This window comes from Pseudomonas sp. Sample_14, assembly GCF_004307515.1.
Classification (GTDB): Bacteria; Pseudomonadota; Gammaproteobacteria; order Pseudomonadales; family Pseudomonadaceae; genus Aquipseudomonas; species Aquipseudomonas atacamensis.
The window spans coordinates 156,521-180,037 of record NZ_RCOC01000093.1; the positions used below are offsets into that span (position 1 = coordinate 156,521).

A 23,517-nucleotide genomic window follows, 5' to 3' on the forward strand; every position below is an offset into this window, starting at 1 on the left:
GCCGCTGAGGACTGGTTGAACGGCCATGTCCAGATCAGCGCCTTGATAGCCCGATCAGAAGTCGTAGCGTCCTGTAACACCCAGGGTCCGTGGCGTGCCGAGCAGGCCTTCATAGCCGCCGTTACCGCCGGTCCACAGGGTCGTGTAGTAGGTTTTGTCGAAGGCGTTTTTCAGCCACAGCGAGACATCCCACTGGCCCTGATTGAAATCGCCGCGCAGGCCGGTGGAAAGGTTGACCACCGCGTAACTGGGGATCTGCCCGTAATCGGAATCCTCGACCGTGCCCACCGCTTTGGAGCGGAACGCGTAGCTGCCGGTGACGTAGGGTTCGAAGCCGTTAGCCAGATTCCATTTGTATTCGCCGTTGGCGTTGCCGATCCATTTCGACGCGCCGACGACTTGATGGCCGCTGAGATCGCAGGAGGCCGGTGCACCCGGGGCCTGGCTGACTTCCGGCGGGCACGGTGCATCCTTGTACGAGAGGTAGCTGACGTCGTTGTACGAACCGTTGAAGTTCAGCGTCAGGCCACGCAACGGCACCACGGTGCTTTCGAACTCGATGCCGCGCGAGCGCACCGAGCCTGCGTTGGTCAGGTATTGCACGCGGTTGGCGGCGTCGTAGGCATTGGTCTGGTAGGCGTTGACCTGGGTCCAGAATACGTTGGCGTTGAGTTGCAGGCGGCGATCCCACAGGGTGCTTTTGAAACCGAGTTCGGCGTTGTTGGCGCGCTCGGTGCCGATCAATAACGAGTCGGCGCCAGCGGTAGGTGCGGAGCCGACCGCGAGGTTGACCCCGCCGGATTTCTCGCCGTGGGACAGCGTGGCGTAACCGAGCACGTCGTCGGTGATGCGATAGCTCAGGTTGAGCAGTCCCGAGGGGCTGGAGCTGTACTGATTCAAGTCTCCGGAATCGTAGACGCCGGCACGCCCCCGACGCGCATTGGCTGCCGCACCCGCCACCGCCACGCCACCGAGCGGCGCGTTGCGGCTGACCGAGGCGTTTTTTTCCTCGTAGGTGCCACGCACCCCGGCGGTGAAATCCAGGCGTTCGCTCAGGTGCCAGGTGCCTTGGGCAAACAGGGCGAAACTGTCGGTCTGGATATGGCCGTTGCCGACGCTGGTGACGTTGGCCAGGCTGCCCGCCGGTGTGCCATTCCAGATGTCGGCCTGCGGGCCGTAATAGGAGAAGGATTTGTTGTCCAGATCCGAGCCGAAATAGTAGGCGCCGACCACATAATCGAAGAACTCATCCTTGGGCGAGGCCAGGCGAAATTCCTGTGAGTACTGTTTGTCTTCCACCGACACGCCGGCGTTGTAGCTGGCCGGCACGTTGAGGCCATCGTCGTTGCGCGGGGTGAAATTCCAGAAACGATAAGAGCTGACCGACGTCAGGGTGAAGTCGCTCGGCAACGTCCAGTTGGCTTCCACTGAAGTGCCACCCTGATGCACGGTGACGTGCTGGTCGTTATCGAGATTGACCTTGCGATGCCGGCCGTTGACCAGCGTCGCCCCGGCCGCACTGGCCCGCGATTCATACAGATTGACGCCGTTGATGGTCGGCCCGGTGTTGTACAACACGCGGGTGCCGGCGCTGGAATCTTCTTCGTTGTAATCGCCGATCCAGCGCAGATTGAAATCTTCATTGGGCTTGAACAACAGCTGCGCGCGGAAGCCCTCGCGCGAACCACCGTTGAGGTCGTGGCCGTCGTATTCGTTCTTGATGTCACCGTCGCTGCGCGTGCGATACGCCGAGAAGCGCCCGGCCAGTTGATCGTTGAGCGGCCCGGAAATCGTGCCCTTGGTCTGGAAGTAACCGTCTTCGCCGACCGAGGTTTCGATACTGCGTTCCGGTGTGAAACTGGGGGCGCGGGTGCTGATGTTGATGACCCCGGCGGTGGTGTTCTTGCCGAACAGCGTGCCCTGCGGACCGCGCAAGACCTCGAGCTGTTCGATGTCCATCAGGTCGAACACCGCCATCCCCGGACGGCCCAGATAAACGTTGTCGATGTACAGGCCAACGCTGCCTTCCAGGCCATCACTGGCCGGGTTGTTACCGAGGCCACGGATCGACACGCTGGACTGGCGCGCATGCATGTAAGCGACGTTGACGCTGGGCACCAGTTGCTGCAAGTCCTGAATCCGGTAAACCCGTTGCGTCTCCAGATTCTGCCCACTGACCACGCTCATTGGCGTCGGCACGTCTTGCGAACTTTCTTCGCGGCGGCGGGTGGTGACGGTCACGGTTTCCAGCTGCGAACCGTTGGCCGCCGCTGTGCCTGCGGGGACGGGCGGAGGGGTTTCGGCTTCGGCGGCATAGCCGTGAGTCCAGCTGGCGCTGCCTGCCAGCAACAGCGCCAAAGGCAGGCGTTTGAGCCGTCGGGGAGATGGGGGTAACGCGAGATTCAACGGACTCATGGCGCGGCTCCTGGTCAAAAAACACACAGACATATTCACTGCTGCATATTCTTTTCGGTTATTTATTTATGGATTTACAAATATTTACTGCATAAGAGATTGCCTTTATAAGGAGTCGACCTAATGCATATCCAATGCATTTCCCGGATATTTTTTATGTGAAAAATGCATATCGACTTGCGCCAATTGCGTCACTTCATCGCTCTGGTTGAGCAACGCAGCTTTGTCGCTGGCGCGCAGGCGGTGAACCTGTCGCAGTCGGCATTCAGCCGCAGCATCCAAGCACTGGAACACAGCGTCGGCTGCCAGTTGGTCGACCGTGGGCGCAAGGAATTGCCGCCGACCAAACAGGGCCATGTGCTGCTCGAACATGCGCGGCGACTGGTCAGCGGTGCGCAGCAGATGGCCAATGAGATCAGCCAGTTCAATGGCCTCGAGGCCGGGGAATTGCGCTTTGGTTGCGGGCCGGCGCCAGCCGCCGGATTGATCCCGCGCGCGATCGGCGCATTCATCGGTCGCTACCCGAAAGCGCGCGTACAGTTTCTGGTCGATGACTGGCAGAGCCTGAGCAAACGCCTGCTCAGCGAAGAGTTCGAATTCTTCGTCGCCGATACCCGACAATTCGAGGCCGACCCGGATTACCTGACCCACCGCCTGCGAGCGCGCAAATGGCATTTCTGCTGCCGCGCCGGGCATCCGCTGACGGCGTTCGAACGCATCACCGCCGAGCAATTGCTGAGTTATCCACTGGCGGCCAGCATCCGCCCGCCGAACCTGCGCAAGGTCATCGTCGACCTCAGCGGTCGTCCGGATTTCACCCCGAATGTGGAATGTGAAAACGGTTCGACGCTGTTGAGCGTGGTGCTGCGTTCGGAGGCGATCGGAATTGTCGGCGCGTATTCCGATGCGCTGCATCTGGCCAAGGGTGAGCTGGTCTGTTTGAAGATCGAAGGCCTGGCCGATGATCTGGAGGAGCTGTACACCCGCTACGGCATTGTCAGCCGCGCCGGGTATCGGCTGTCGCCGCTGGCCGAAGCGATGATTGAGCAGATCAAAGTGGTTGATGCGGAGGATGAGGAGGTGTGTTCGCTGGAGAATTTTGCTGTCTGAGCTGGCCCCTTCGCGAGCAGGCTCGCTCCCACAGGAATACGCATTTCAAATGTGGGAGCGAGCCTGCTCGCGAAGAGGCTGATGCAATCGCTGCATAAAAACCATTCCCCAAATGCGCTTGCCGAACACCCTCACCGACAGCGAAAACCCTCACCTGTCCCACTGACCGGTGAACTCCATGCCCACCCCATCCAACCCCGTGCGCAACGTGCTGTACATCATGTGCGATCAACTGCGCCGCGATTACCTGTCCTGCTACGGCCACCCGCATCTGCATACACCGAATATCGATCGCCTCGCCGCTCAAGGGGTGCGTTTCAGCCGTGCCTATACCCAAGGCACGATTTGCGGTCCTTCAAGGATGTCGGCCTACACCGGGCGCTATGTCAGCAGCCATCAAGTGGCCTGGAACGCGGTGCCGTTGCCGCTGGATGAATTGACGATCGGCGATTACCTGCGACCTCACGGCATCCGCACCGCGCTGGTCGGCAAGACCCATGCGACGGCCAATGTCGACGCCTTGCAGCGTCTGGCGATCAACCCGCAAAGCGCGCAAGCCGAGTTGCTCAATGAGGTCGGCTTCGAACCGTACCTGCGCCACGACGGTATCTACCCCGACGATCCGTCATTCGACGACAAGCGCGAATCCGCGCCCTATACCCAATACCTGCGCGCGCAGGGCTTCGATGGCAAGAATCCCTGGCACGACTGGGCGAATGCCGCCGAAGGCGAGAACGGTGAAATCCTCAGCGGCTGGAAAATGCGTCATGCGAATTTGCCAGCACGAATTCCCGAGCAACACTCAGAGACTGTCTACACTACAAATCGCGCCATCGACTTCATCACCGAGCAAGGCGAGAAATCCTGGTGTTTACACCTCTCGTACATCAAACCGCATTGGCCTTACATCGTACCGGCACCGTACCACGCCTCGTACAGTACGAAATCGATTCTTCAACCGGTCCGCGCGGCGCCCTCCGTAGCCAGCAAACACCCCGTATACATTGCCTTTCGCCAGCATGAGGAAAGCCTCAACTTTTCCCGCGATTCAGTACGATTGACTGTCATCCCCACGTACATGGGCCTGATCAAGCAAGTGGATGATCAGTTGGGGCGGCTGTTCGATTTTCTGCAGAACAACGGCCGTTGGGATGACACGTTGATCGTGTTCACTAGCGATCACGGCGATTTCCTTGGCGATCATTGGCTCGGTGAGAAGGAGTTTTTGCTCGAGCAGGCGGTGGGCGTGCCGTTGATCGTGCGCGACCCTCGGGCGGCGGCGGATGTCACTCGTGGTACTGTCGATGAGCGGCTGGCGGAAACCATCGATGCGCTGCCGACGTTTCTTCAAGCGTTGGGATTAGCGGGCGCGGAACACCGGCTGGAAGGGCGTTCATTGATCCCGCTGCTGCACGGGGAAAATCCCGATTGGCGCCGCTATGCAATCAGCGAATACGACTACGCCTTTCAGTCCCCGGCACGCGAGCGACTCGGCCAGCCGATCGACCGGTGCCGCATGACCATGGTCCGCAGCGAGCGCTGGAAATACGTGGCGTACGACGGGTTTAGACCGCAGTTGTTTGATCTGTTGAATGATCCGCAGGAGCTGAATGATCTGGGTGAGGACCCGGCGTACGCGGCGGTGCGCGAGGAGCATGCGGGGTATCTGTTTGAGTGGATGCGTGGATTGAAGCGGCGGACGACGATCAGCCATCCGGAGATCGATTTGCGCGGGCAGCGGTTTCGTTATGGTGAGCCGGAAACCGAGAAGGTTGTTCAGATTGGTGTGTGGTAGCTGTGATCAAATGATCATTCCCACGCTCCGCGTGGGAACGCAGCCCGGGACGCTCCGCGTCCCAAAACCGGACGCAGAGCGTCCGTTGAGGCATTCCCACGCAGAGCGTGGGAACGATCAATGTGGGAGCGAGCCTGCTCGCGAAGAGGCCAATCAGACGCCGACGATATCCGGACCTTTGATGGTCTGACTTCGCTGCCCACTCACCCCCACTGGCACCTCGCCCTTGAGCGTCACCCGGCGCACCACGCGATCCTGGGTGCCGTAATCATCAATCGCGTAATGCTGCGTCGAGCGGTTGTCCCAGATCGCCACATCTCCAGCCTGCCAGCGCCAGCGCACGGTGTTTTCCTGGCGGATCACATGGCTCTGCAGCAAACCGAACAGGTGTGCCGAATCTGCCTGTGAATAACCTTTGATGCGTTTGACGAAATGCCCCAGCAGCAAGCTCTTCTCGCCGCTGATCGGGTGCACGCGCACCACCGGGTGCTCGGTTTCGTAGACAGTCGAGGTGAAGACTTTGCGATAGCGCTCCAGCTTCTCTGCCGAGACGTCCGGCTTCGCACCGGCGTAGTCGTACTCGTTGCTGTGCACAGCGGTCAGTTTGTCGGCCAGCTCACGCAGCTCGCTCGGCAAGCCGCTGTATGCCGTTGCGGTGTTGGCCCACAGCGTATCGCCGCCGAAGGCCGGGGCGACCACCGAGCGCAGGATCGAGGCTTTCGGGTAAGCGTCGACGAAAGTCACGTCGGTGTGCCAGGAGTTGGCGCGCTGACCTTCGGCGCCGTCCAGCTCGAGCAGGTAACGGGTGCCTTCGCGCGATGGCACGGTCGGGTGTGCCACCGGTTCGCCAAGCAGATGGGCGAAGGCTTCCTGACGCTGATCGTCGAGTTGCGTCTGCTCGCGGAAGAACAGCACTTTGTATTCGACCAAGGCTTGCTGGATGGCTTCGACAGTGGCGGCGTCCAGCTCACCGGACAGATGCACGCCGCGGATTTCGGCACCGATACGACCGGCTACCGGGTGAATTTCCAGCGCGTGAGAAACGGGTTTTACGGCGAGTGCAGCATTGCTCATGGGAAGACCCTCATCGACGGTTTGCGGTTTTGGCGGCAGCGAAACAACGCTCTATCTATATTCCATTTATATCTAATAGGTATTCACATGCTTCGTTGACGGAATAAGAGCTTGCATTTAAAACCTCAAGCAACCCTCGTCGCAAATGCCTTCGAGCTATTTTTAGGATGCCGGAAAAGCATATGGATCTTCGCCAGTTGCGCTACTTCATCGCCCTCAACGAACACCGCAGTTTTGTCCGTGCGGCCGACGCCATGGGCATCACTCAACCGGCGTTCAGCCGCAGCATTCAGGGGCTGGAGCAGGAGTTCGGTTGCGTGCTGGTCGATCGCGGCAACAAGGATCTGCGCCCCACGCCCGAGGGCCAGGTGGTGCTGCAACACGCCTTGAGCCTGGTGCAGGGCGCAGCGTTGCTCAGCGCTGAAGTGACGCAAATGACCAAGCTCGACGCCGGCGAAGTGCATTTTGGTTGCGGGCCGGCGCCGGCGGTGAAACTGGTGCCGGACGCGGTGGCGCAATTCATCAATGCGCACCCGAAAGTGCGCACCTGTTTTCAGGTTGATAACTGGGAAAAACTGAGCCGCGCGCTGAGCCGCGAAGAGATCGAATTCTTCATCGCCGACATCCGTCATTTCGAGTCCGATCCGAATTTCCAGACGCAACCGCTGACGCCCAAGCGCGGGGTATTTTTCTGCCGGCCGGGGCATCCGTTGCTGGCCAAGGAAAGCCTGTCGACCAACGACATGTTCGACTACCCGCTGGCCGCCACCCTGATCCCGCCGGGCATTCGCAAGCTGCTGGCGAATCTCAGCGGGCGCATCGATTTCTCGCCGACCATCGAGATCGAGCACTTTCCGGCACTGGTCAAAGTGGTGCTGCAATCCAATGCAATCGGCGTCGGCACGGAGGAGGCGTTTATTGAGGATGTCGCCAAGGGTTCGCTGGTGCTGTTGCACTGGCGCAACCTGCCGCAGAACCTCGAAAGCATGAACGCCCGCTGCGGCATCGTCAGCCGCACCGGATTCCGGTTGTCGCCGGCGGCGAGGGCAATGATCGAGACGTTGGTCGCGGTGGATAGGCAGGACGTCAGCGTCGCTGTCTGAAAAACCTTCGTGGCACACGCCGATCGTTCCCACGCTCTGCGTGGGAATGAATCCCGTGACGCTCTGCGTCACAAAGGACGCGGAGCGTCCTCGGCTGCATTCCCACGCGGAGCGTGGGAACGATCTGGAAGCTAAAGCCTGGCTGCAGAAAGCTCTGGCGCCACCCAATCGCTGACCTTGAACGGCTTGCGAATCAGCTTCTGCTGCGCCGCCAGGTCGACCTTGTCCTGCAGGCCGCTCAAGAACACCGGATCCAGTGTCGACGGGAAAATCTCGCTGAGATTCTGATCCTTCAGATCCTGAGCCAGAATCACCGGCGGATAACTGGCCAGCCCTGATACCAGCTGCACATACGCATCCTTGTTGCTGTCCTGCGTCAGCCACTCGACCGCTTGCTGCTGCGCCTTGAGCAGTTTCGCAATGACCTCAGGATGGGCGTCGACAAACTTGCCATTACCCAGCAACACCGCCTGCACGCTGCCAGCGCCGCCAAGGTCCTTGGTATTGAGCGGCAATTCCGCCAGGCCTTTGGCTTGCAAGGCACTCAGCGCGGAGCTGCCCCACGAGGCATCGATCTGCTTGGCCGCGAGCGCCGAGACCGCCGCGTTGAAATCCAGATTGATGACCTTCAGATCCTTCTCGCTCAGGCCCTGACTGGCCAGCGCCGCATCGAACGACAGTTGCGTTGCCGTTCCGCGAAAGATCGCCACGCGTTTGCCCTTGAGATCCTGCAGGGTCTTGATTCCCGAGCCGGGCACCACGCCGAGGTATTGCTTGACCCCACGCGCCGTGGCGCTGAGCAGGCGCGTGTCCAGACCATTGGATTTGCCGATGATCGCGGCGAGATCGCCGAGATAGGCCAGATCAACCTGGCCATTGGCAAACGCCTCATTGATCACCGGCCCGGCGCCCTTGAAGAAACTCCACTGGATCTTGATGCCCTGCTCGGCGAAGGCCTTTTCGAAGATCCGCTGATCGCGCAGCACATCGACGATGCCGCCGCCGCTGTGTTGAGTGCCGGCGCTGAGGTCGGGCACGGCGATGCGGATTTCCTTGAGTTCTTCGGCTTGGGCGCCAAGCGCAAGAAAGCCTGCAAGCGCCGGGGCGGCCAGCAGGCTGATGATTCGTTTGAAGGGAAGGTTCATGGGTGCGGCTCCTTGATCGCTGAGGAGCCGAAAGTAGGCTGGATGCATACCTTCACTTAAATACTATAAATGCACATTTTTATATCCATATGACCTAAGTGAGGGCGTGTGCGGCTTGCAGCGCGATATGCATTAACAGCATCGAAAATATTCTTCGAATGCATTGGATGCGCGCAAGCAGGCAAGCCTTAAATGGATTCGCTTATCTCCCGATAGCATCTAACGCAAGTTTGTTAGATCAGTTTCATATATGACGAAACCCAGCGTGGGAGCGAGCCTGCTCGCGAAGAGGCAATGCCAGCCGCCATCAATGCTGTCTTAAACAGCCATTTCGCGAGCAGGCTCGCTGCCACATGAAAAGCGGTTCGCCATGCAACCCGACAACGGAGGTCACCCATGGCCCGTCAATCTCTGCTCAGCCTGCCGCTGGCCGCGCCGCCGCTGAAAAGCCGTCGCACCTGGCCGAGCCTGAATCAACGCCTGTTGCCCTGGCTGTTGCCCGTCAGCCTGTTCGTCCTGTGGTGGCTGGCCGCGCGCAATCAGTGGATGAGCGAGCAGATCCTGCCGGCGCCATCGCTGGTGTGGAGCAGCGCTGTGGAACTGGCCCAAGGCGAGTTGTGGAGTCATTTGTGGATCAGCCTGCAACGGTTGTTCTGGGGCTTGTTGGCAGGCGTTTCGACCGGCGCGGTGCTTGGCGCCGCACTGGGCTTCAGTCGACGTCTGGAGCGCCTGGTTTTTCCGACATTCGCCGGATTGGCGCAGGTGCCGACGCTGGCGTGGATTCCGCTGTTCATGGTGTTTTTCGGCATCGGCGAACTGCTGAAACTGATGGTGCTGATCAAGGCCATTGTGGTGCCGGTGACCTTGCACACACTGGTTGGTGTGCGCGATGCACAACCGAAACTGCGCGAAGCCGCCGCCGTGTTGCGCCTGCCGCCGCGCTTGCTGATTTGGCGCTTGGTGCTTCCCGCTGCGCTGCCGGCGTTCATGGCCGGCGTGCGCTTGGCACTCGCTGCCGGCTGGACCTCGTTGCTGGCGGTCGAGCTGCTGGCCTCCAGCGAAGGCATCGGCTATCTGATGGTCTGGGCGCGGCAGTTGTTCATGCTCGACATCGTGTTCGTGTGCATCGTGGTCATCGGTCTGATCGGCGTGGCGATGGATCGCGGCATCGGCCTGCTCGACCGCAAACTGGTGCACTGGCCGCACCCGGCCACCGCGCACATCACACGCGGCCCGCGCTATCAGGGCTGGCAACGCCTGCAACCGTGGCTGTTGCCGCTGGGCTTGTTGGCGCTCTGGCAACACGCCAATGATCAGCACTGGGTCGACGCGAATATTCTGATCAGCCCTGCGGCTGTGCTGAGCACGACATGGGACGGACTGCTCGACGGTACGCTGGTCAACGGCATGGCGCTGAGCCTGAGCCGCACCCTGGGCGGCTTGCTGATCGGTGGCGGCCTCGGTTTCGCCCTGGGCTTGCTCCTCGGCCTGTCACGTCTCAGCGACCGCCTGCTCGGCCCGACACTCGCCGCACTGCGCCAGATTGCGATTTTCGCCTGGGTGCCGCTGCTCACCGCGTGGTTCGGTCTCGGCGAACTGGCCAAGTGGGTGTTCGTCGCTCTCGCCGCCTTCTTCCCGCTGTTCATCGCCACCCAGCGCACCGTCGCCAACCTCTCGCCGCAACTCAACGAAGCCGCGCAAGTGCTGCGCCTCGGCCTCGGCCAGCGCCTGCGTCGACTGGTCCTGCCCGGTGCTGCGCCGGGGATCTTCGCCGGGCTGCGATTGAGCCTGATCTACGCCTGGCTCGGCACCATCGGCGCTGAATATTTCATGCCGTCCAATGGCGGCATCGGCAGCCAGATGATCGGCGCACAACAGCTGCTGCGCATGGATCTGATCATGGCCGGCATGCTGCTGGTCGGCCTCACCGGCGCCCTGCTCAACCTGATCGGCCAACGCCTGGAAATTCGCGCGACCCGCTGGAGACACGCATGAACGCACCAATTGTCAGCTTCAACCACGTAGGCAAATCCTTCGCCGTCAACGGTTTCGAACTGGAGGCGATTCGCGAATTCAACCTGGACATTGCCGAGGGCGAATTCGTCGCCATCGTCGGCTCCAGCGGCTGCGGCAAATCCACATTGCTGCGTTTGCTGGTCGGCCTCGACACCGAGTTTCGCGGGCACATCAGTGTCGATGGCAAGGCCGTCAGCGGCATCGGCGGCGAGCGCGGCATCGTCTTTCAGGAACATCGTCTGTTCCCGTGGCTGACAGTCGCCGACAACATCGGCCTGGGCCTGGTCAATGAACCGCTGAGCGGGGCGCAGAAACAACAACGCATCAAGGATTTCATCGAACTGGTCGGCCTCAGTGATTTCACCGAGGCCTATCCGCATCAACTCTCCGGCGGCATGGCGCAGCGCGTGGCGATTGCTCGCGGTCTCGTCGCCAGCCCGCGAATCCTGTTGCTCGACGAACCCTTCGGCGCCCTCGACGCACTGACCCGCCAGCAAATGCAGGACGAGCTGCTGGCGATCCGCGAGCGGGCACAGATCACCACGATTCTGGTGACCCACGATGTCGAGGAAGCGATTTTTCTGGCCGACCGCGTGGTGGTGATGGAGCCGCGTCCGGGGCGGATCAAGCAAGTGGTCGACATCGCCCTGCCGCACCCGCGCCAGCGCAGCAGTTATGACTTCCATCAACTGCGTGAAGAACTGCTGCACGAGCTGACCAGTGATGACCATTACCAACCGAGCGCACCGGTGCAGATCCGCGATCTGCCGCTGACGTTCATTGCCTGCTGAACAGGAGTTTCGCTATGCCGCAACGTCCCAACTTTCTAGTGATTCTGGCCGACGACCTGGGCTTTTCCGACATCGGTGCGTTCGGCGGCGAAATCGCTACGCCGAACCTCGATGCGCTGGCCGAGAACGGCCTGCGCCTGACCGATTTCCACACCGCACCGACCTGCTCGCCGACGCGCTCGATGCTGCTGACCGGCACCGATCACCACATCGCCGGTATTGGCACCATGGCCGAAGCGTTGACCCCGGAACTGATCGGCAAACCCGGTTACGAGGGCTACCTCAACGACCGCGTCGTCGCGCTGCCTGAGCTGCTGCGTGAGGCTGGTTACCAAACTTTGATGAGTGGTAAATGGCATCTCGGTCTTAAGGCCGAACTGGCGCCCCATGCGCGCGGTTTCGAGCGCTCGTTTTCACTGTTGCCGGGCGCTGCCAACCACTATGGTTTCGAGCCGACCTACGATGAGCAAACGCCGGGCCTGCTGAAATCCACCCCGGCGCTGTACATCGAGGACGATCAGTTTGTTGACGAGTTGCCGAAGGATTTCTATTCCTCCGATGCCTTCGGCGACAAGCTGCTGCAGTACCTCAAGGAACGCGATCAGACCCGGCCGTTCTTCGCTTACCTGCCCTTCTCCGCGCCGCACTGGCCGCTGCAGGCACCGGCCGAGATCGTCGAGAAATACCGTGGCCGTTATGACGCCGGCCCGCAAGTGCTGCGCCTCGAACGCCTGGAAAAACTCAAGGCGCTGGGCCTGATCGACGCGGACGTCGAGCCGCACCCGCTGATTCAGCTCAGCGCGCAGTGGGACGCGTTGAGCGATGAACAAAAGCAGATTTCCGCACGAGCCATGGAGGTCTACGCGGCGATGGTCGAGCGCATGGACTGGAACATCGGCTGGGTCATCGATTACCTGCGCCAGCAAGGCCAGCTCGACAACACCTTCATCCTGTTCATGTCCGACAACGGTGCCGAAGGCGCGCTGCTGGAAGCGTTCCCCAAGTTCGGCCCGGAGCTGATGACCTACCTCAACCAGCATTACGACAACAGCCTAGACAACATCGGCCGGGCCAATTCCTACGTCTGGTACGGGCCGAACTGGGCGCAAGTGGCAACCGCGCCGTCACGCTTGTTCAAGGCTTTCACCACCGAGGGCGGGATCCGCGTGCCGGCGCTGCTGCACTATCCACAATTGCCGCTCAAAGGGCAGATCAGCCATGGTTTCGGCACGGTGATGGACATCACCCCGACCATTCTCGATCTGGCTGGCGTGCGGCATCCGGGCAAACAGTGGAAAGGCAAAGCGGTGGCGCCACTGCGCGGCAAGTCGTGGCTGGGCTTCCTGTCCGGCGAGACCGCGCAGGTGCATGACGAGCATACGGTCACCGGTTGGGAATTGTTCGGACGCCGGGCGATTCGCCAAGGGTCGTGGAAGGCGGTGTGGATTCCCGGACCGGTCGGGCCAGCGACCTGGCAGCTTTATGATCTGGCGAGCGATCCAGGGGAGATTCATGATCTGGCGTTGAGTCAGCCGCAGAAACTCACTGACTTGATCGGGCATTGGCAGCGGTATGTGGAAGAGACCGGGGTGATCCTCAGTGCTTCGCCGTTTCAGCCGGATTGAACCAAGATCAAAAGCCCCCCTCACCCCAGCCCTCTCCCCGAGGGAGAGGGGGAAAGGGAGCAGATCTTCATGCTTTTCCAACCTGAGGTCGGCTCGAAATTTCAGGTCGATGTATCCAGCATAAACAGCTAGATCAGTCCCCTCTCCCCTGGGGAGAGGGTTAGGGTGAGGGGCATCTGTCAGGCCTCCACCGCCTCCCCGGACACCACTTCCTCATCTCCGCGCACAAACCGGTTCGCCCGGCCAAACGTGCCGAAATCATTGAACCGCACACCCATCTCGCGCATGACCTTGTGCGCCACCGGCACAGTCATCTGACGAATGTAAAACGGCTCCTTGACCACGAAATGATGAATCCCGTGACTGCTGCCGAAGTTGAAGCAGAACGCTTGCAACGGCCACAGCCACCAAGGGTTCAGCACCTGGCATTGCTGCAGCACATTGCCCGGTTCGACGTCGCCGTAGTAATGCATGTTCGAGCTGATGAAGTGCAGGCAAAAAGTGCGCAGCACATTCGGGCCGATGATCACCACGGCGGCGATATCGATTACCTGCATCACCGACAGCGTGGTGGCCGACCATTCGATGGACGAGCCGAGCAAATGCGCGATGCCATTGGCTGCGTGAAAGCCGAGAAACACATACCACGCGCCCCAATGCAGCAGCGCCAGCGGTGCGTAGACCTTGAGCACGCGTTTGCCGATGCTCCACTTGTGTGCCCAGGTCCTGGCGCGGAGCAGGCGGATAAACGCCGACATGACGTTATCGCCAACCATCAGCAGACGGGCAAATCCCCACGGCTCGCCGTTGGTGATTGCGCGCTCTTCCATGTCGGCTTCAGTGCCGGAAACCTTGTGATGGTTGAGGTGCAGATGACGACGGATCCACGGGTTGATTGTGCTCGGCCGCGCCAGCCAGACCAGGCCCATCATCAGGTTGTGCGGCACGCGTTGTTTGCGGAAGTACATGCTGTGGATCAGGTCGTGTTCCAGCTCATGGGTCAGCGAGGCGAAAAAAGCATTGAGCAGCAGGCACACCCACCAAGCCATATGGCCAGTGATGTACAGCGCCGCCGAGCCGATCATCCCGGCCAGCGCGAACGCCAGAATCCCCGCACCAAGGGCATCCTGATGCTGAAGAATCGGGTAGCGCTCACGCAATTGCGCACCTTTTGCCAACACCACTTGGCGAATATGTGCCGAGCGCTGCGCCGCATTCAGTCGTTCAGGGCTTGCAGAAGTACCGTCCATGCTTCCATCCTCGGGTCTAAGATGAATGCATCGTGCCTTGCCGGGGTTCGATCCGCGCTAGCCAAGAACGCCAACCTGTTGACCGGACGCGCCAATCCGCATGAAGGAACCGACCTCCCTCGCCAGCTGGACCCGCGCCTTGCGCAAACAACTCGACGCGCTCGGGCTGGACAGTCTTGCCTTGTGCCAACAGGCCGGGCTCGACCCAGCGCTGATGGACGACCCCAATGCGCGCTATCCGCTGTCCGGTACCACGCGCCTGTGGGCACTCGCCGTGCAGGCCAGCGGCGACCCGGCGCTGGGCTTGCGCGTGTCGCGTTTCGTCAGCCCGACCACCTTCCACGCGCTCGGTTATGCACTGGTGGCCAGCGGCAGCTTGCGCGAGGTGTTCGAGCGCATCGTGCGCTATCACCCAGTGGTCAGCGATGCGCTGGAACTGGAGCTGAGCCGCAGCGAAGACCGTTATCAATTCCGCCTGAAAATCCCGCCCGGCAACCCGGCGCCGGCCGTCGAAGCCATCGACGCCTTCGCGGCGATCTACGTGCGCACCTGTCGTAATCGCCTCGGCCGTGACTACGCACCATTGGCGGTGTACTTGCGCCGCCCCGAACCGAGCGACGCCCAGCAATGGCACAAAGTCTTCCGCGCGCCGGTGCATTTTTGCGCCGCCGAAGACCGCCTGGAATTCGCCCTCGGCGACTTCGACAGCCACCTCGACGACGCCAACCCGGAACTGGCCGAACACAACGAAGCCGTACTCAAACGCACCCTCGCCCAGCTCAAACCGCTGACCTGGGAGCGCAAGGTGCGCGATGCCATTGAAGAACAATTGCCCGAAGGCGAACCCAGCGCCGAACGCATCGCCCAGGCCTTGCACCTGAGCCTGCGCAGCCTGCAGCGGCATCTGGCGGATGAGGGCTGTCGCTTCGACACCCTGCTCAACGAAAGCCGTGAAAACCTCGCGCTGCTGCACCTGCGTGACCCGCAGTGCTCGTTGAGTGAAGTCAGCTATCTGCTGGGGTTCGCCGACACCAGCAGCTTCAGCCGCGCGTTCAAGCGCTGGACAGGAATGACGCCGGGGCAGTTTCGGGATCAGTTGCGCTGAGTTTCAACTGTTGCGCAGGCTGCGCGCCAGACCGGCCGACCATTGTTCGATCATTGCAGCGCCCACCTCCGCGAAGGCAGGATGATTTGCGCTGTACTCCGCCATTTCGCCCATCGCTTCCTGCACACCGTGCGCGACCATATGCAGTAACTGGTTACAACGCGCTTCACTCAGATTGCAGGCCGTACGACCAAACCTGGTAAGCATTTTATGCTTGGGCCACGCCTTCGAACCGCCCAACAGCAGTGCCATGCTATCGCTCTTGATGTACACCGACGTGGTGATGATGTCGTATGCCGGAGCCAGCCTGATCAATGAGTGCTCGCCACAATCCTCATAGAGCACGCCAAAGTTTTTCAGGTGGGCATCGCCGTTTTTCAATGCCGCCGATAAAGCGACAATCTTGAAGAAAGCTTCCAGTGCGTGCTTGAGCAATGAGGGCGAAACAAACGCCTTGATCTGCCGTGCGACTCCTTCGTAAGAGCCGTCGTATTTGGCCTTCGACGGCCAGCCGTTGAGCACGCAAAAGTCTTCGAAACCGAGGTATCCGGTGTCGCTCAAGTCAAAACGCTCGATGACGAGAAATTTGCCATGCTCGCTGAGTTCGAAATGCGGCACGTCGAGGCCACAAAGTTGCGCAGCGCGCATGCAGAAAAATTCGTTGGTTGCCAGCTCGGGATACTCTTCGGCACGAAAGGCTTTGACCAGATGAGTCGAGCCTCGGTGCGTCAGTCGGTCTATTGCAGCGGCACTGTCACGCACCAATACTTTGGGCTGCACGCCTGAAACCCCGGAATACTGCCCGTAAGTCTGCAAAAGATCTTCGAACAAACCTTGCGCACCATCATGAACCAATAACTCAGCGAGCGAGGTTTCAGGCGGACGATCAATTGTCGATGCGCTCGTGATCGAAAGACGTCCGAGTTGATGCGGGCCGACGATACCTAGCAAAGCGAAGTCATCGAAGCCGCGCACGGCTTTGCTGAACCGCCGCATCAACTCATCGCGCAACGCACCCTCAGGCAGGTTCATCTCGAATATCGGATGGATGCCGCGTTCACAACCATAACTTTCCAGGCGTGTCGGCATGGTCAGCGAAACGGCATTTTCATCAATCGCATCGTCCCGATAGCTGAACACGCTGTCGACACCTGCGTTCCCGCGCCCCAATCTTCCAACCTCGTGGCCGCCGACGCAGACTTGCAAGCGGTCCAATACCTCAGTCATGGAAGTTCACCTTGCGCAGCGTGTCGAGTGTCGGACGTCGAGAGGCGCGGGGGATTGCGGCCAATTCGTAGCCGAATCCGTTAAGAATGGCTTCGACTTTGCGCAAACCGATTTCCGAGATTGTGTTGTTTTCAATCCCCGAGATTGTTGCGCGGCTCATGCCGTATTGCTGCGCCAAAGCTTGTTGGGACAGCTTTTCAGCCTTACGCAAGCTTCTGATCAACTCGCCAATTTTCTCCATCACCGCCCCAAATGCATTTTTTACAATGCAAATCCACCAGAAAGAATTTAATTGCATTATAAACAATGCAATTAAATGAGCTTAGCGTAGATGGTCAGCCATCGCTAACGTCTTAACAGCGCCCCACAAACCCCAGCTCAAAAACAGTGCCGTCGGCGTCACTCCTCACCCGCACCCGCCCGCCATGCAATTGCATGATCGACTGCACGATCGCCAACCCCAGCCCGCCCGAGTCTCCCGGTTCCGCACGTGAAGGATCGACGCGGTAGAAACGGTCGAACAGTTTGCCCAGATGCTCAGGCGCGATGACCGGGCCGTGGTTGTGCACTTGCAGCCAGCACATACCCGGTTCATCGAACCGTTGCAGGCTGATCAGGGTGCCGGGGTCGGCGTGGCGTACGGCGTTGGCCAGCAGGTTGCCGAGGGCGCGTTGCAGCAGTTGCTGGTCGGCGAGCAGTTCGCCGTGCATGCGGTTTTGCAGTTGAAGATCGCGATCATCGGCCAGGGCTTCGAAGTAATCGCAGAGTTCGTCGCCGACGTTGCGCAAGTCCAGCGTGTGCAGATTGAGCGCACGTTCGGCCTGTTCGGCGCGGGCGAGGAACATCAGGTTCTCGGCCATGCGCTTGAGCCGTTCGAACTCTTCCATGTTCGAGGCCAACACTTCCTGATATTCGGCCGTGCTGCGCGGATGGTTCAGGGCCTGGCCGTTGCTGGCGAGCAAGGTGTGCAGCGGCGTGCGGATTTCGTGGGCGAGGTCGGCGGAGAATTGCGACAGGCGCTGCACGCTGTCGTCCAGCCGCGCCAGCATGGTGTTGAGCGCGTGCACCGGCTCGCGCAGTTCGGTCGGTGTGCCCTCGGTGGGCAGGCGTCGATCGAGGCTGCGCAGATCGATGCTGCGCACCGCTTCGCTCAACTGATGCAAAGGCCGCAAGCCACGCCGCAGCAATAACAGGCCCAGAGCAAACGCGAGCACCGCGCCGAGGCCGACGGACAGGTACAGACGCAGGCGATAACTGCCGAGCATCTGCTCGCGCTCGCTGAGCACTTTGCCGGCGATCACCGTCAGGGTTTCACCGTTGGGGCCTTGGGCCTGGCCGGACAGCAAGGCCAGCTCCGCGCCGTCACTGGCCTGCCAGGTGAGCACGTCACGGCGCTGCGGCATTTGCTCTCGCGCTAATGCATTGAGCGCCGGCAATTCACGCTGGCGCGGGTTGATTGTGATCACGCTGGAGCCGTCGGCCCGGCGCACCAGCAGCAGACTGTCGAGATTACCGAGCATGTTCTGATACAACCGTGGCCGCGCCTGCAAGGCGTCGAGGCTGTCGCTGTCGGCGAGCAAGGCGCGTACTTGCTCGAGGCGACCGAGCAGGGCCATGTCGTCACGAAAGGCCAATTCCGAGGCCAGCGAGCGGTAGAGAAACACGCCGATTGCGCTCAGCACCAGCGCGCAGACCATGGCGAAGGCCAGCGCCAATCGCCAGGCGATCGACTTACTCCACATCGTCCGGCGCTTCCAGTTGATAACCGACGCCACGCACGGTGTGGATAAGTTTCGGCATGTACGGGTCATCGACCTTGGCACGCAGGCGACGCACGGCGACCTCGACCATGTTGGTGTCGCTGTCAAAATTCAGGTTCCACACCTGCGAGGCGATCAGCGTGCGCGAAAGCACTTCGCCCTGGCGGCTGGCGAGCAACTGCAACAGGGCGAACTCCTTGTTGGTCAGGGCAATGCGCTGGCCACCGCGACTGACCCGGCGGCGCAGCACGTCGATTTCCAGGTCGGCGATGCTGTACGACTCGGCTTCACGCATCGGCCCACGTCGCAGCAGCGTACGTACGCGCGCGAGCAGTTCGGCGAAGGCGAAGGGTTTGAGCAGGTAGTCATCGGCGCCCAGCTCAAGACCACGGACGCGGTCTTCAATGGCGTCCTTGGCGGTGAGAAACAGCACCGGTGTGGCGCCGCGCTGGCGGATCAGTTGCAGCAATTGCCAGCCGTTGAGGCCGGGCAGCATCACGTCGAGGATGATCAGGTCGTATTCCTGCTGCTCGATAAAATAGCGGCCGTCGAGGCCATTGAGCGCCACATCCACGGCGAAACCCGACTCGCCCAGGCCCTTGGCGAGGAAATTCGCGGTTTTGGCTTCATCTTCTACGACCAGCAAACGCATGGCACACCTCGATTGATCAGGTACACAGGCTAGGCGTGTTCGCCGCCGTTGCCCATTACAAACTTGTAATCCGCCTGACGGGGTTCTGACGAAGTGCGCCGGTTAAGGTGCTGACCTTCCCAACCGGAGCCTGCACATGACCGTCAAATACCTTGTCGCCAGCCTGATCCTCGGCCTCAGCGGCGCCGCGAGCGCCACACCAGAACTGCCGCGCCACGCCGATCTCGACCTGAAAACCGCACGCTGGCTGGCGGACAAGGCGATGAGCAGTTGCACCGGCACGGTGTCGGTACTCGACCGTGGCGGCAGCCTGCTGGTGACTCTGCGTGGTGACGGCGTTGGCCCGCACAACACCGCCGCCAGCCAGCGCAAGGCCTACACCGCGCTGTCGACCAAGACGCCGACGCGGCTGTTCGCCGAGCGCGCCCGCAGCAATCCGGAAACCGCCAACCTCAACACCCTCGATGAATTGCTCTTGCTCGGCGGCGGCATTCCGCTGTTCGCCGGCAGCGAACTGGTCGGCGCCATGGGCGTGGCCGGTTCCGGCGGCGGTGAACAAGACGAAAACTGCGCCCGCGCCGCCGCCGACAAAGCCGGCCTGACCATCACCCGTTCCCATTAAGGAGATCCACCATGACCACCCTGCGCATGACTCTCGCCGCCCTCGGCCTGAGTGCTGTTTCCAGCCTGGCGCTGGCCGCCGGCAATCCGTTGAGCGTGCACGTGCTCAACCTGGAAAACGGCCTGCCGTCACCAGGCATCAACGTCACCCTGGAAAAACACGTCGGCGAAAACTGGCAGCCACTGGCCCAAGGCACCACCAACGAACAAGGGCGGATCGCCGAGCTGTTCCCGGCCAAACAGCCATTCGAAGCCGGTGAATACCGCGTGGTGTTCAAGACCGGCGAGTATTACCAGAAGATCAAGCATGAGACGTTCTTCCCGGAAATTCCGGTGATCTTTCAGGTCAAGCAGACCGATCAGCACTACCACATCCCGCTGCTGCTGAGCCCGTACGGTTTCTCGACCTATCGCGGTTCGTAATCCAAACGCAGATCCTTTGTAGGAGTGAGCCTTTGTGGTGAGGGGATTTATCCCCGCTGGAGTGCGCAGCAGTCCCTTTTTCAGGGCCGCTGCGCGCCCCAGCGGGGATAAATCCCCTCGCCACAGGTGCCAGTTCCGACATTGGATCGGCGTGAGTTTTTAGATCGTGGCCAGGGCACGCAGTCTTGCGGCATCGAGGATTTCGATTTCGCCGTAAGCCAACCCGATAATCCCCTGCCCCTGCAGATCCTTGAGGATCTGATTGGTGGTCTGCCGCGACAGTGACAGCATTGCGGCCAATTGCTCCTGCGGCAGTTGCAGCACCCGACGCGGCGCGTCGAGTTCGCCGTAGCCTTCGGCGATCATCAGCAAGCGATGCGCCAGACGTGCCGGGGCGGGCAGCAGGCTCAGCTGTTCGAGGTTGATGAAGGCCAGGCGCAATTTGTGGCTCATCAACAGCGCCAGATGCCGCCAGTACTGCGGCTGTTCGTCGAGCAATTTGAGCATCGTCGCCTGGGGAATATTCAGCAAGGTACACGGCCCGACCGCATAGGCGTCATGGGTGCGTGGCTGACCATCGAACAGGCAGATTTCGCCGAACCAGTGCGGCGCCTCAACCAGACTCAACAACGCCTCCTTGCCTTGCTCGCTCACCGCGCCGATACGCACTGCGCCATCGAGCACCGCGTACAGACCGCACGGCGCATCGCCACGCTGGAACAGTCGTTGTCCCGCCGTCAGCCGCCGCTCCCGGGCCAGCGCCAGCAGGCTATCCTGAAAAGATGCAGGCAGATGACTGAACCACTGGCCGCTGAGCAACCGTGCACGAATTTGCATAACCACTCCTGGAGTGTCGCCTGCCCGACAGAGCGAACGCGGATCCCGAGGGATGATGCATTCAACCCCACTGGAGGAACAACAATGAAAAGCCTCGTCGACCACCTCAGTCAATACGCCGCCTACCACCGCGACCCGCGCAACATCGCCAGCCACTTTATCGGCATTCCGCTGATCGTGGTGGCGGTGGCTGTCCTGCTGTCTCGGCCGCAGTGGGAGCAGGGCGGGCTGTGGATATCTCCAGCCGTTTTAGTGGCGCTGGCCTCGGCGTGGTTTTACCTGCGCCTGGAGTTGAAGCTCGGCGTGTTGATGACGGTACTGATGGGCCTGTCGGTGTGGGCCGGGCATGCGCTGGCGCAGCAGAGCACCATGGTCTGGCTGAGCAGCGGCCTGGCGATGTTCGTGATCGGCTGGGTGATCCAGTTTGTCGGGCATCACTATGAAGGGCGCAAACCGGCATTTGTCGATGACATCAGCGGACTGATTGTCGGGCCGTTGTTTGTCGTGGCCGAGCTGGCGTTCATGCTCGGGATGCGGCAGGAATTGAAACAAGAGATCGAGTTGCGGGCGGGGGTGGTGCGGGTCAATCCGAATCGCGCTGCTGTCTAGATCGTATTCGCGAGCAGGCTCGCTCCCACATTTGGAATGAGTTTTCCCTGTGGGAGCGAGCCTGCTCGCGAAGCTTTTGCCTTTAAATATTGGCGACTTTCTGCCAGACCTTCGGCTTGAAGAACAAGGTCTCACCCTTGGCCAGGCCGATCAGGCTGTCGTGATCCTTGACCACTTCCGCTTCGATCAGATCGGTCTGCCCCTCCACTTTCAAGGTCACCCGGGTAGTCGCGCCCAGCGGGCGGATATCGCGCACTTCAGCGGCGTGGTGATCTTCCAGCTCATGCTTGGACAACGATACTTCGTGCGGGCGGAACAGCACATGGTTGTCATCGCTCAGCAGCAAGCGGTTCGAGTCGCCGAGGAAGTGATAAACGAAGTCGCTGGCCGGGTTTTCGTAGACGTCGCCCGGTGAGCCGATCTGCTCGATCACACCCTTGTTCATCACCACGATGCGGTCGGCGACTTCCATCGCTTCTTCCTGGTCGTGGGTCACGAACACCGAAGTCAGGTTGATATCTTCGTGCAGCCGCGCCAACCAGCGCCGCAGTTCCTTGCGCACCTTGGCATCGAGGGCGCCGAACGGTTCATCCAGCAGCAGCACTTTCGGCTCCACCGCCAAAGCACGGGCCAACGCGATACGCTGACGCTGGCCTCCGGACAACTGCTCCGGGTAGCGATCCGACAACCAGTCCAGTTGCACCATGTTCAGCAGTTCGTGAACCTTGGTGGCGATCTGGCTTTCGCTCGGGCGCTGGTTTTTCGGTTTCATGCGCAGGCCGAACGCGACGTTGTCGAACACCGTCATGTGGCGGAACAAGGCGTAATGCTGGAACACGAAACCGACGTTGCGATCACGCACGTCGTGGCCGGAAACGTCTTCGCCGTGAAAAACGATGTTGCCCTGATCCGGGGTTTCCAGACCGGCAATAATGCGCAGCAAGGTGGTTTTGCCGCAGCCCGACGGACCAAGCAGCGCGACCAGCTCACCGCTGTGGATATCCAGGCTGATGTTGTCCAGCGCCTTGAACGCGTTGAAATTCTTGCTGACGTTACGCACTTCGATCGACATGAATTATTCCTCCGCGGCGCTGGCGCGCAGGCGGTTGATACGGTTTTCGCTCCACTGCTTGAGCAGCAGGATGAAGAGCGCCAGGATCAGCAACAGGCTCGCCACGGCGAACGCGGCAACGTGGTTGTATTCGTTGTAGAGGATCTCGACGTGCAGCGGCAAGGTGTTGGTCACCCCGCGAATGTGCCCGGAAACCACCGACACCGCACCGAACTCGCCCATAGCCCGCGCGGTACACAGCACCACGCCGTAAATCAGGCCCCACTTGATGTTGGGCACGGTGACGTGCCAGAACATCTGCCAGCCATTGGCGCCGAGCAGACGCGCGGCTTCTTCCTCTTGGGTGCCTTGTTCCTGCATTAGCGGGATCAGTTCACGGGCCACGAACGGCACGGTGACAAAAATCGTCGCCAGCACGATGCCCGGCAGGGCGAAGACGATCTGGATGTCGTGATCCTGCAACCACGGCCCGAACAGGCCCTGCGCACCGAACATCAGCACGTAGACCAGACCGGCAATCACCGGCGACACCGAGAACGGCAGGTCGATCAGCGTCACCAGCATGCTCTTGCCACGGAACGAGTATTTGCTCACGCACCATGCCGCACTGACGCCGAATACCAGGTTCAGCGGCACCGAAATCAGCACCGCGAATACGGTGAGTTTCAGTGCCGAAAGCGCGTCCGGCTCAAAGATCGCGGTGAAGAACGCACCGAGACCGTTTTTCAGACCTTGCGATACGACGATGAACAACGGCAGCAGCAGAAACAGGAAAAAAATCAGCCAGCCAAGACCGATCAGGACTCTGCGCGAAGTGGCACTGCCACGGCGTGCAGCGTTGGCCGAAGAGGCGGCCGCAATGGACGATTGGGACATGTTCGCGCCTC

21 protein-coding genes are annotated in these 23,517 nt (G+C 60.8%); 10 read left to right on the forward strand and 11 right to left on the reverse strand.

Going from position 1 to position 23,517, the window contains the following annotated elements:
* Positions 1 to 54 precede the first annotated feature (54 nt).
* Positions 55 to 2,415 carry a TonB-dependent receptor gene (locus tag D8U61_RS23095; protein WP_130927710.1) on the reverse strand — a complete coding sequence of 787 codons (2,361 nt, stop codon included), beginning with the start codon at positions 2,413 to 2,415 and terminating at the stop codon, positions 55 to 57.
* A gap of 165 nt (positions 2,416 to 2,580) precedes the next feature.
* On the opposite strand from D8U61_RS23095, the gene D8U61_RS23100 reads away from it, so the two are divergent.
* Both D8U61_RS23100 and D8U61_RS23105 read left to right on the forward strand, forming a co-directional pair.
* Positions 2,581 to 3,525, forward strand: a complete 945-nt coding sequence (locus tag D8U61_RS23100; protein ID WP_130927711.1) for a LysR family transcriptional regulator — start codon at positions 2,581 to 2,583, stop codon at positions 3,523 to 3,525.
* 178 nt (positions 3,526 to 3,703) lie between these two features.
* The gene (locus tag D8U61_RS23105) at positions 3,704 to 5,320 is read left to right on the forward strand and encodes an alkaline phosphatase family protein (RefSeq protein ID WP_130927712.1); all 1,617 of its coding nucleotides are present in this window, start codon (positions 3,704 to 3,706) and stop codon (positions 5,318 to 5,320) included.
* A gap of 153 nt (positions 5,321 to 5,473) precedes the next feature.
* Here the strand turns inward: D8U61_RS23105 and D8U61_RS23110 are convergent, their stop codons facing one another.
* The gene (locus D8U61_RS23110; protein WP_024011146.1) at positions 5,474 to 6,394 is read right to left on the reverse strand and encodes a TauD/TfdA family dioxygenase; all 921 of its coding nucleotides are present in this window, start codon (positions 6,392 to 6,394) and stop codon (positions 5,474 to 5,476) included.
* A 182-nt stretch (positions 6,395 to 6,576) separates the two neighbouring features.
* Here D8U61_RS23110 and D8U61_RS23115 point away from each other — a divergent pair, with 182 nt between their 5' ends.
* Positions 6,577 to 7,497 carry a LysR family transcriptional regulator gene (locus tag D8U61_RS23115; RefSeq protein ID WP_130927713.1) on the forward strand — a complete coding sequence of 307 codons (921 nt, stop codon included), beginning with the start codon at positions 6,577 to 6,579 and terminating at the stop codon, positions 7,495 to 7,497.
* Positions 7,498 to 7,628: 131 nt separating this feature from the next.
* On the opposite strand, the gene D8U61_RS23125 is transcribed toward D8U61_RS23115, so the two are convergent.
* Complete coding sequence (locus D8U61_RS23125; protein WP_130887580.1) at positions 7,629 to 8,642, reverse strand: ABC transporter substrate-binding protein; 1,014 nt, start codon at positions 8,640 to 8,642, stop codon at positions 7,629 to 7,631.
* Positions 8,643 to 9,038: 396 nt separating this feature from the next.
* On the opposite strand from D8U61_RS23125, the gene D8U61_RS23130 reads away from it, so the two are divergent.
* From D8U61_RS23130 to D8U61_RS23140, 3 genes are read left to right on the forward strand one after another with little or no spacing between them, the layout of a single operon-like run.
* Positions 9,039 to 10,637, forward strand: a complete 1,599-nt coding sequence (locus tag D8U61_RS23130) for an ABC transporter permease subunit (protein WP_130927714.1) — start codon at positions 9,039 to 9,041, stop codon at positions 10,635 to 10,637.
* Positions 10,634 to 11,449 (forward strand): ABC transporter ATP-binding protein, encoded by an 816-nt coding sequence (locus D8U61_RS23135; protein ID WP_130887578.1) that lies wholly within the window; start codon positions 10,634 to 10,636, stop codon positions 11,447 to 11,449. The genes D8U61_RS23130 and D8U61_RS23135 overlap by 4 nt, the downstream gene beginning before the upstream one ends.
* A 14-nt stretch (positions 11,450 to 11,463) precedes the next feature.
* The gene (locus D8U61_RS23140) at positions 11,464 to 13,074 is read left to right on the forward strand and encodes an arylsulfatase (protein ID WP_130927715.1); all 1,611 of its coding nucleotides are present in this window, start codon (positions 11,464 to 11,466) and stop codon (positions 13,072 to 13,074) included.
* A gap of 179 nt (positions 13,075 to 13,253) precedes the next feature.
* On the opposite strand, the gene D8U61_RS23145 is transcribed toward D8U61_RS23140, so the two are convergent.
* The gene (locus tag D8U61_RS23145) at positions 13,254 to 14,324 is read right to left on the reverse strand and encodes a fatty acid desaturase (RefSeq protein WP_130902970.1); all 1,071 of its coding nucleotides are present in this window, start codon (positions 14,322 to 14,324) and stop codon (positions 13,254 to 13,256) included.
* Between the two features lie 100 nt (positions 14,325 to 14,424).
* Here D8U61_RS23145 and D8U61_RS23150 point away from each other — a divergent pair, with 100 nt between their 5' ends.
* Complete coding sequence (locus tag D8U61_RS23150) at positions 14,425 to 15,429, forward strand: AraC family transcriptional regulator (RefSeq protein ID WP_125918259.1); 1,005 nt, start codon at positions 14,425 to 14,427, stop codon at positions 15,427 to 15,429.
* A gap of 3 nt (positions 15,430 to 15,432) precedes the next feature.
* On the opposite strand, the gene D8U61_RS23155 is transcribed toward D8U61_RS23150, so the two are convergent.
* The 4 genes from D8U61_RS23155 to D8U61_RS23170 form a co-directional block, all read right to left on the reverse strand.
* A complete protein-coding gene (locus D8U61_RS23155) occupies positions 15,433 to 16,656 on the reverse strand; it encodes a type II toxin-antitoxin system HipA family toxin (RefSeq protein WP_016772237.1) in 1,224 nt (407 codons plus the stop codon).
* A complete protein-coding gene (locus D8U61_RS23160; protein WP_016772238.1) occupies positions 16,649 to 16,897 on the reverse strand; it encodes a helix-turn-helix transcriptional regulator in 249 nt (82 codons plus the stop codon). The genes D8U61_RS23155 and D8U61_RS23160 overlap by 8 nt, the downstream gene beginning before the upstream one ends.
* A gap of 112 nt (positions 16,898 to 17,009) precedes the next feature.
* Entirely contained in the window at positions 17,010 to 18,398 is a 1,389-nt protein-coding gene (locus tag D8U61_RS23165; RefSeq protein WP_130902971.1) for a heavy metal sensor histidine kinase, read from the reverse strand.
* Positions 18,388 to 19,068, reverse strand: coding sequence for a heavy metal response regulator transcription factor (locus tag D8U61_RS23170; protein ID WP_041477440.1), 681 nt, complete (start codon positions 19,066 to 19,068; stop codon positions 18,388 to 18,390). The genes D8U61_RS23165 and D8U61_RS23170 overlap by 11 nt, the downstream gene beginning before the upstream one ends.
* A gap of 136 nt (positions 19,069 to 19,204) precedes the next feature.
* Here D8U61_RS23170 and D8U61_RS23175 point away from each other — a divergent pair, with 136 nt between their 5' ends.
* A complete protein-coding gene (locus D8U61_RS23175) occupies positions 19,205 to 19,690 on the forward strand; it encodes a heme-binding protein (RefSeq protein ID WP_130887573.1) in 486 nt (161 codons plus the stop codon).
* A gap of 11 nt (positions 19,691 to 19,701) precedes the next feature.
* A complete protein-coding gene (gene uraH / locus D8U61_RS23180) occupies positions 19,702 to 20,112 on the forward strand; it encodes a hydroxyisourate hydrolase (protein WP_042610175.1) in 411 nt (136 codons plus the stop codon).
* A gap of 159 nt (positions 20,113 to 20,271) precedes the next feature.
* Here uraH and D8U61_RS23185 read toward each other — a convergent pair whose 3' ends face one another.
* Positions 20,272 to 20,949 carry a Crp/Fnr family transcriptional regulator gene (locus D8U61_RS23185; RefSeq protein WP_024011137.1) on the reverse strand — a complete coding sequence of 226 codons (678 nt, stop codon included), beginning with the start codon at positions 20,947 to 20,949 and terminating at the stop codon, positions 20,272 to 20,274.
* Positions 20,950 to 21,033: 84 nt separating this feature from the next.
* Between D8U61_RS23185 and D8U61_RS23190 the strand changes: the two genes are divergently transcribed.
* Entirely contained in the window at positions 21,034 to 21,558 is a 525-nt protein-coding gene (locus tag D8U61_RS23190) for an Mpo1-like protein (protein ID WP_130927716.1), read from the forward strand.
* Between the two features lie 82 nt (positions 21,559 to 21,640).
* Here D8U61_RS23190 and D8U61_RS23195 read toward each other — a convergent pair whose 3' ends face one another.
* Together D8U61_RS23195 and cysW are read right to left on the reverse strand one after the other, a co-directional pair.
* Positions 21,641 to 22,630: a sulfate ABC transporter ATP-binding protein gene (locus tag D8U61_RS23195; protein ID WP_056786991.1), complete on the reverse strand. Its 990-nt coding sequence runs from the start codon at positions 22,628 to 22,630 to the stop codon at positions 21,641 to 21,643.
* Between the two features lie 3 nt (positions 22,631 to 22,633).
* A complete protein-coding gene (gene cysW / locus D8U61_RS23200; protein WP_041477435.1) occupies positions 22,634 to 23,506 on the reverse strand; it encodes a sulfate ABC transporter permease subunit CysW in 873 nt (290 codons plus the stop codon).
* Positions 23,507 to 23,517 lie beyond the last annotated feature (11 nt).

What these genes read in the sequence shown, in the direction of transcription:
- D8U61_RS23095 (WP_130927710.1), bottom strand. Translation starts at nt 2,415, where the DNA reads ATGAGTCCGTTGAATCTCGCGTTACCCCCATCTCCCCGACGGCTCAAA.
- D8U61_RS23100 (WP_130927711.1), top strand. Translation starts at nt 2,581, where the DNA reads ATGCATATCGACTTGCGCCAATTGCGTCACTTCATCGCTCTGGTTGAG.
- D8U61_RS23105 (WP_130927712.1), top strand. Translation starts at nt 3,704, where the DNA reads ATGCCCACCCCATCCAACCCCGTGCGCAACGTGCTGTACATCATGTGC.
- D8U61_RS23110 (WP_024011146.1), bottom strand. Translation starts at nt 6,394, where the DNA reads ATGAGCAATGCTGCACTCGCCGTAAAACCCGTTTCTCACGCGCTGGAA.
- D8U61_RS23115 (WP_130927713.1), top strand. Translation starts at nt 6,577, where the DNA reads ATGGATCTTCGCCAGTTGCGCTACTTCATCGCCCTCAACGAACACCGC.
- D8U61_RS23125 (WP_130887580.1), bottom strand. Translation starts at nt 8,642, where the DNA reads ATGAACCTTCCCTTCAAACGAATCATCAGCCTGCTGGCCGCCCCGGCG.
- D8U61_RS23130 (WP_130927714.1), top strand. Translation starts at nt 9,039, where the DNA reads ATGGCCCGTCAATCTCTGCTCAGCCTGCCGCTGGCCGCGCCGCCGCTG.
- D8U61_RS23135 (WP_130887578.1), top strand. Translation starts at nt 10,634, where the DNA reads ATGAACGCACCAATTGTCAGCTTCAACCACGTAGGCAAATCCTTCGCC.
- D8U61_RS23140 (WP_130927715.1), top strand. Translation starts at nt 11,464, where the DNA reads ATGCCGCAACGTCCCAACTTTCTAGTGATTCTGGCCGACGACCTGGGC.
- D8U61_RS23145 (WP_130902970.1), bottom strand. Translation starts at nt 14,324, where the DNA reads ATGGACGGTACTTCTGCAAGCCCTGAACGACTGAATGCGGCGCAGCGC.
- D8U61_RS23150 (WP_125918259.1), top strand. Translation starts at nt 14,425, where the DNA reads ATGAAGGAACCGACCTCCCTCGCCAGCTGGACCCGCGCCTTGCGCAAA.
- D8U61_RS23155 (WP_016772237.1), bottom strand. Translation starts at nt 16,656, where the DNA reads ATGACTGAGGTATTGGACCGCTTGCAAGTCTGCGTCGGCGGCCACGAG.
- D8U61_RS23160 (WP_016772238.1), bottom strand. Translation starts at nt 16,897, where the DNA reads ATGGAGAAAATTGGCGAGTTGATCAGAAGCTTGCGTAAGGCTGAAAAG.
- D8U61_RS23165 (WP_130902971.1), bottom strand. Translation starts at nt 18,398, where the DNA reads ATGTGGAGTAAGTCGATCGCCTGGCGATTGGCGCTGGCCTTCGCCATG.
- D8U61_RS23170 (WP_041477440.1), bottom strand. Translation starts at nt 19,068, where the DNA reads ATGCGTTTGCTGGTCGTAGAAGATGAAGCCAAAACCGCGAATTTCCTC.
- D8U61_RS23175 (WP_130887573.1), top strand. Translation starts at nt 19,205, where the DNA reads ATGACCGTCAAATACCTTGTCGCCAGCCTGATCCTCGGCCTCAGCGGC.
- uraH (WP_042610175.1), top strand. Translation starts at nt 19,702, where the DNA reads ATGACCACCCTGCGCATGACTCTCGCCGCCCTCGGCCTGAGTGCTGTT.
- D8U61_RS23185 (WP_024011137.1), bottom strand. Translation starts at nt 20,949, where the DNA reads ATGCAAATTCGTGCACGGTTGCTCAGCGGCCAGTGGTTCAGTCATCTG.
- D8U61_RS23190 (WP_130927716.1), top strand. Translation starts at nt 21,034, where the DNA reads ATGAAAAGCCTCGTCGACCACCTCAGTCAATACGCCGCCTACCACCGC.
- D8U61_RS23195 (WP_056786991.1), bottom strand. Translation starts at nt 22,630, where the DNA reads ATGTCGATCGAAGTGCGTAACGTCAGCAAGAATTTCAACGCGTTCAAG.
- cysW (WP_041477435.1), bottom strand. Translation starts at nt 23,506, where the DNA reads ATGTCCCAATCGTCCATTGCGGCCGCCTCTTCGGCCAACGCTGCACGC.